Origin of the sequence: Pseudoflavonifractor sp. 524-17 (assembly GCF_009935845.1) — a bacterium.
Taxonomy (GTDB): domain Bacteria; phylum Bacillota; class Clostridia; order Oscillospirales; family Oscillospiraceae; genus Pseudoflavonifractor_A.
On record NZ_QWEK01000090.1, the window covers coordinates 1 to 5,747 of the forward strand.

Sequence of the window (5,747 nt, forward strand, 5' to 3'; positions counted from 1 at the left end):
AAGTTTTCAATCACGGCATTGTCCAGACAGTTGCCTTTTCGGCTCATGCTCTGGAGGATTCCCTTTTTCTTGAGCATGGCTTTGAGTGGCTGATGTTCGACGAACCCAAGCAGAAGAAGTCCAGTCTGGAAAACCGCGCCAGATTAGGCGTCCCGCCCTACGGCAACGGCTGGCCGGGTGTTCGCGTCCGCTGGTGTACGGGACAGCTCAAAACGCACCTGATAAACAAAGAGGTCAACCGGCTCAAGAAAGAGAAAAACGCGCTCCACTATGTAGGCATCGCGGCAGACGAAGCGTGGCGCTGTAAAGATGAGGTGTACCCCCTTGTGGAATGGGGCATTACCGAGGCCGAGGCGCTGAAAGCCTGTTATGACCGGGGCTTTGACTTCGGCGGGCTGTATGAGATATATCATCGTGCCTCCTGCTGGTGCTGTCCCCTGCAAAGGATAGGTGAGCTGCGTAAGCTGAGAACACACCACCCGGAGCTGTGGAAAAAGCTCATGGAGCTGGACCGCCGCGCTCTGGCGCAGTTCGGCCCTGGCCCTCTCGGACAGTTCAAAACAAATTGGACAGTGGCCGCGCTGGACGCCCGCTTTGCCGCAGAGAAGGCATCGTGACATCGTTACAGAATTGCGCTGTTTTCTGTATGATTTGGTTGTGGAAACACAAATCCAACATACAGGAGGCAGTTCAACATGAAGAAACGGTTTCTATCTTTTGCGGCAGGCGCGTTGACGGCGCTGCTCATCAGCTCCACCGCAGTTACGGCGCTGGCGGCAAGCGGGGCCATCCAAATCGAGGTCAGTCCCATCAGCGTCCTTGTGGACGGCGAGGTATTCCAGCCCAAGGACGCCAAGGGCAACGATGTGATGGTCTTTACCTACAACGGCACGACCTATGCCCCCCTCCGGGCGCTGGCCGAAGCCTACGGGCTGGAGGTGGAGGTGGGCTACGACGGGGAGCGGAACATCGCCACCGTCAGCAGCCGGCCAACGCAGACACAGCCCTCCACTGCGGACACTGGCTATGCCGGCTTTGAAAGGCAGTGGACGGTCAAGGAAAAGCCCGTCACCAACTACGGCGATGAGAAAATCTTTACCGTAACCTACTCCGGCGACCTGAGCAGGAGCGAGTTCAAGGCATGGTGGAAATCCTACGACCTCTCCACCATCAAGGAGTACGCCGAGTGGATGATCGCGGAGGTGCAGAGCGAGGTCCCCAGCTATATCGTGACCGCCTACTTCTCCTACGGGCAGTACAATCTCGGCTCCGTCCATGGGTCGAGTGACTTCACCGGCAGCAACTTTGACGCCGCTGACGTGTGGATCAAGTAACAGAATATCAGCTATCGCAAGGCTCTCATGGAAACATGAGGGCCTTTTGCTATGGGAAAATCGGAGGTGATGATTTGCAGGAAGATGTTGAACAGCGAAGTGTGACCCTCATTATCAGCACCGCCAAGCTGACCGGCAGGGCGCTGAAAGCGGCGATCACCAAGTTTCTCGCCTACCAAAAGGAGGCTATGGCGCGGGCCAGCCCTGATGTGCAGCCCAAGGGGAAACAGACGGTCAAGGAGCTTGTGGGGCAGAATCAGGGCGTGGCAAATATCGAGATCGACGATAAGAACATCAAGGACTTTGACCGCGTGGCGCGGAAGTACGGCGTGGACTACGCCGTAAAGAAAGACCGCACCACTTCGCCGCCCAAGTACCTTGTGTTTTTCAAGGCCCGCGACGGCGACGCGCTGACGGCGGCATTTAAGGAGTATACCGCGAACACCGTCAAAAAGCAGAGCCGTCAGTCCATCATCCAAAAGCTGCGGGCCATTCTGCCGCAGGCCAGGGAGCAGGCCAAGGAGAAGAAAAAGGAGCTGGAGCGATGAAGAATATCAACATCAAAAAGCTCGCTCTGCTCAACCTGCCTTATGCCCTGAGCGGCCTGTATGCCACCAAGCTGGGGCAGGCGTGGCGGCTGGCGGAGGGCGCCAACGCCTCGGAAAAGCTGCTGCATATCATGGACGGCTTTGCCGCCGCCTTTCAGTCGGCCCTGCCCAGCTTTCACCCCTCGGACTTGCTGGTGGGCCTTGCCTGCGGAGCGGCCCTCCGGCTGGCGGTGTATATCAAGAGCAAGAACGCCAAGAAATTTCGGCATGGACAGGAGTACGGGAGTGCCAGATGGAGTGCATAATCTTAACTGTAAGCAACACCTCCTTTCTGGTTGCCATTATAGGCCCTTGGATGAATTACCGCAAGCAACACATAATAACAAATGCGTCCTTAATCTATTACATTGGTGCTTTTACACCCTTTTCAGCCCGCTGTGCCTCCCGCACCTGGCGCATACACAGCTTGTTTTCCTCTCGTTCCCGGTTCCTCGTAGCCATCAAAAAAGCAGTGGACGCTCTGCCAAAACTGTGGTAGAATGAAGTGGAAGAAGGTGAGGACGGTGGACGGGGAAACGACAATCGCCCAGGGGCTGCACGTCACGGATGACAGCGCGGGCTATGATGCCGCCTGCAAGCGTGTCCTGCCTGAAAAGGCAATCCTGGCGCGGATCATGAAGTCCTGCCTGGAAGAATACAAAGAGTGCGATGTCAACGATATTGCGGAGAAATACATAGAGGGCCAACCCCAGGTGTCTGCCGTCCCGGTACTGCCGGACGAGGGCGGCACAGTCATCAGCGGCATGGACACTGAGGACAAGTCGGTGCATGAGGGGACCGTCACCTACGACATCCGTTTTCGTGCCATCGTCCCCGGCTCCGAGGAACAAATTGCCCTCATCATCAACGTGGAGGCGCAGAACGATTTTTATCCCGGCTATCCGCTGATAAAGCGTGGCATATACTACTGTTGCCGGATGATTTCTTCCCAGTATGGCCGGGAGTTCACCGGCCCCCATTATGAGAAAATCAAAAAAGTCTATTCTATCTGGATTTGCATGAAACCGCCGCAGTATCGGGAGAATACCATCACCCGGTATCGGCTGGTAGAGGAACACCTGGTAGGAGAGGGCAAAGAACCCGTCAAGAATTATGACTTGCTGTCCATCATCATGCTGTGCCTTGGTGGGCCGAACGGGGCAAACTATGACGGTGTACTTCGGATGCTGGACGTGCTTCTCTCCAACGAAACCAGCGAGGCGGAGAAGCGGAAGATTTTGCAGGACGATTACGACATTCAAATGACGCAGACAATGGAAAGGAAGGTGTCGGTCATGTGCAATCTGAGCAAGGGCGTTAGGGAAAAGGGCGTTGCCGAGGGCATGACGAACGGTATTTTGTTCTCTATCAAAAACCTCATGGAAACATTGGGGCTGACGATTGAACAGGCTATGGCGGCGCTGAAAATCCCTGATACTGAAAAGCAGAAATATATGGATTTGCTGGAACGGCAGTAACGATGAAAACGCCACGGACTATTATTGTCCCTGGCGTTTTCTGTATCTGCTTTAGCTGGCTTGGGCGGCTTCGGCCTGTTTCTTCCTGTGGTAGTTCTCCCGCCTCGCAGCAAGGAAACGCTCATACCGGGCTTGGGCTTCGGGATCTCCGGCTGCGGCGTCCGCATACATCTTCTGGCGGGACTTCTTCACCGCTTCCGACTGCTGCGCTCTCTGCTGTGCCAACTCCGCCGCTGCTGCCGGGTCAGTTTCGGCGCGGGCTTTCAAATCCTGCAAAGCCTCTTTTTTCCGATTGCGGTGGGTTTCCAGCCGTTCCGCTTCTTCCGGGGTGAGGTCAGCTCCGATCTTGTCCAGCTTGGCAAGTTCCTCCAATGTCCGCTTGCGGGGCTTCTCCGGTTGAGGGGCCCTTTTCTTGTTGCGCTGTTTCTTCTGGTAGGCCCGGTTGCGCTCGAACCGCCGTCCTTCCTCCGCCTGTTCCTCCAGGGTCAACAGGCCTGCCCGCTTCCTGGCGGTAAACTCCCGGCGCTCTTGCTTGTACTTCTCGTACCGGGCCTGGGCGAGCGCCTTGGAGCGTTCCTCTTTCTCAGCCTGTTCCTCCTGTTGGCGGCGTTCCGCTTCCTGCTCCATCGGGGTCACAATGTCGGCGGGAACCTCAAACGCGCCGATAAAATTGAAGTAAAAATCCAACCGCTGGCGGCGCTGTTTGCCCCGGCCTTTGCCCTCGTGGACAACGATTTTCTCAATAAACTTATTGAGCATCGGCGTAGTCAGTTCCGAGAAATCGGTGTACCGTTTGGCAAGGTCGATAAACTCCGTCATTCTCACCCGGTCGGCGTTCCAGTTGTCAATCATCTTCTGCCACTCCGTCATGGAGGCTTCCAGCGCGGCCTGTTCCTCGTCATACTCGGCAAGGAGGCGGCTGAAATGCTTGTCCGGCAGCTTGCCTGTGGCGTTTGCCTCAGAGAGCTTTTGTCAAGGGTAAATTTCAAAAAGACGCTGCTTGCTGAAATGGGCAAACGGCGTCTAAATGTTTGCAGATAATGGGCGCTCATGTTGAGGCAATAGAAGGTATCTGAATACTGCTGATAAGTTTTTCCATTGTGTCATCAAAAGCCTGCTTTTTGAGTTCACATTCCCATACCACGACTACATTCCATCCATCTGCCTCAAGCAGCGAGCGGTTCTTTTCATCCCGCAATGCATTTCCGTTGATCTTATTATACCAGTATTCTTGGTTCGATGATGGCCAGACAAAACGCTTGTAGCTATGCTTATGCCAGAAGCACCCGTTTACGAAAATAACAGTTTTGTATTTAGGTAATACTATATCAGGACACCCAGGCAGTTTGCGCACATTTTTTCTGTATCGAAATCCCTTAGAAAACAGATACTTCCTAACTCTTTCTTCGGGAGAGGTATTCGTACCCCAAATTCTTAACATATTATAACTGCGCTGGGATTTTCTGTAGTCGCCCGCCACTGTCATCTTCGTCCTTTCTCAGATTTTTATTCGAAATGCTCGCCAACTTTTTGGCGATTGACTTTGCCATAATTGGAGGTACAGCATTTCCCACCTGCTGGTATTGTTTATCCTTAGAACCGCAAAATACAAAACTGTCTGGAAAAGTTTGGAGCCGTGCAGCCTCTCTGATGCTTATTGCTCTGTCCAGTGTTGGGTGTATCCACATTGATTTCCGAACATTCACCACAGTTCCAGAAGGTTCATCATAATTGAGCCGCAGGTAAATAGTATTTTGTGTCCTCGATGCATCAGTATATAAGCATTTTCTAAAACATAATTGCTGGTTTGATCAGTGCTTCTAAATCAGCTAGGGCAATCGTACCGTCATAATAATCTTTAACTGCTTGAAACGCTCCATGATCTGCTGCAATAATGGGATTTTCAATTTCCAATCCTATATGTATTTCTGCAATGTTCAAAAGTTTTCTTTGGTGCTTTGTCAAAGCCTTTTCCAGCTTTTTAATGTTCTTTGTTGCTTTATAGATAATGTTTAATTCTGAAAAATGAGTGTCTGGCCATAGATGTCGTTTAGCTTCTTGGCGGTTCTGAATAATGTTCAATATGTCATCAAACATATATTGTGCATCAATAAAATGAAGCGGTGTTTCTCTAACCCGGATATTATATTTTTTAATCAGTTCTTCATCGCCTTTTTCTAAATAGAAACGATGAACTTGCGATTTAAGCATACTGACATTTTCTATGACAAATGCTTTTGGCTGTAATTCAACAATAGCTCGAACATACTGCTTATAGTAGTATTACTTAAAAATGCTCAATCTGAAGTGAGTTGTTTACGGAAGAAGAAAGCAGCAAAAATAGCCTG

The 5,747-nt window shown here is 52.0% G+C and carries 7 protein-coding genes and 2 pseudogenes; 5 read left to right on the forward strand and 4 right to left on the reverse strand.

The window, feature by feature from the left end:
- Nucleotides 1-74: 74 nt before the first annotated feature.
- The 5 genes and pseudogenes from D1159_RS18305 to D1159_RS18325 all read left to right on the forward strand — a co-directional run.
- Nucleotides 75-617, forward strand: a pseudogene (locus D1159_RS18305) (hypothetical protein); the annotation flags it as partial.
- A 78-nt stretch (nt 618-695) separates the two neighbouring features.
- Nucleotides 696-1,334, forward strand: a complete 639-nt coding sequence (locus D1159_RS18310) for a hypothetical protein (RefSeq protein ID WP_161847037.1) — start codon at nt 696-698, stop codon at nt 1,332-1,334.
- 74 nt (nt 1,335-1,408) lie between these two features.
- A complete protein-coding gene (locus tag D1159_RS18315; protein WP_161847038.1) occupies nt 1,409-1,882 on the forward strand; it encodes a PcfB family protein in 474 nt (157 codons plus the stop codon).
- Nucleotides 1,879-2,178: pseudogene (locus D1159_RS18320) on the forward strand (conjugal transfer protein TraG); the annotation flags it as partial. The gene D1159_RS18315 and the pseudogene D1159_RS18320, both read left to right, overlap by 4 nt.
- A gap of 243 nt (nt 2,179-2,421) precedes the next feature.
- On the forward strand, nt 2,422-3,399 hold the full coding sequence (locus tag D1159_RS18325; RefSeq protein WP_202621162.1) for a hypothetical protein: 978 nt from the start codon (nt 2,422-2,424) through the stop codon (nt 3,397-3,399).
- 51 nt (nt 3,400-3,450) lie between these two features.
- Here the strand turns inward: D1159_RS18325 and D1159_RS18330 are convergent, their stop codons facing one another.
- The 4 genes from D1159_RS18330 to D1159_RS18345 form a co-directional block, all read right to left on the reverse strand.
- Nucleotides 3,451-4,269 carry a DUF4368 domain-containing protein gene (locus D1159_RS18330; RefSeq protein WP_243152395.1) on the reverse strand — a complete coding sequence of 273 codons (819 nt, stop codon included), beginning with the start codon at nt 4,267-4,269 and terminating at the stop codon, nt 3,451-3,453.
- Between the two features lie 178 nt (nt 4,270-4,447).
- Nucleotides 4,448-4,879: a very short patch repair endonuclease gene (locus D1159_RS18335; protein ID WP_347563733.1), complete on the reverse strand. Its 432-nt coding sequence runs from the start codon at nt 4,877-4,879 to the stop codon at nt 4,448-4,450.
- Entirely contained in the window at nt 4,842-5,087 is a 246-nt protein-coding gene (locus tag D1159_RS18340) for a DNA cytosine methyltransferase (protein ID WP_243152397.1), read from the reverse strand. Before D1159_RS18340 ends, D1159_RS18335 begins: the two co-directional genes overlap by 38 nt.
- A 100-nt stretch (nt 5,088-5,187) precedes the next feature.
- Nucleotides 5,188-5,610 (reverse strand): hypothetical protein, encoded by a 423-nt coding sequence (locus D1159_RS18345; protein ID WP_161847041.1) that lies wholly within the window; start codon nt 5,608-5,610, stop codon nt 5,188-5,190.
- Nucleotides 5,611-5,747 lie beyond the last annotated feature (137 nt).

What these genes read in the sequence shown, in the direction of transcription:
- D1159_RS18325 (WP_202621162.1), top strand. Translation starts at nt 2,422, where the DNA reads ATGAAGTGGAAGAAGGTGAGGACGGTGGACGGGGAAACGACAATCGCC.
- D1159_RS18345 (WP_161847041.1), bottom strand. Translation starts at nt 5,610, where the DNA reads ATGCTTAAATCGCAAGTTCATCGTTTCTATTTAGAAAAAGGCGATGAA.
- D1159_RS18310 (WP_161847037.1), top strand. Translation starts at nt 696, where the DNA reads ATGAAGAAACGGTTTCTATCTTTTGCGGCAGGCGCGTTGACGGCGCTG.
- D1159_RS18330 (WP_243152395.1), bottom strand. Translation starts at nt 4,269, where the DNA reads ATGACGGAGTGGCAGAAGATGATTGACAACTGGAACGCCGACCGGGTG.
- D1159_RS18340 (WP_243152397.1), bottom strand. Translation starts at nt 5,087, where the DNA reads ATGTGGATACACCCAACACTGGACAGAGCAATAAGCATCAGAGAGGCT.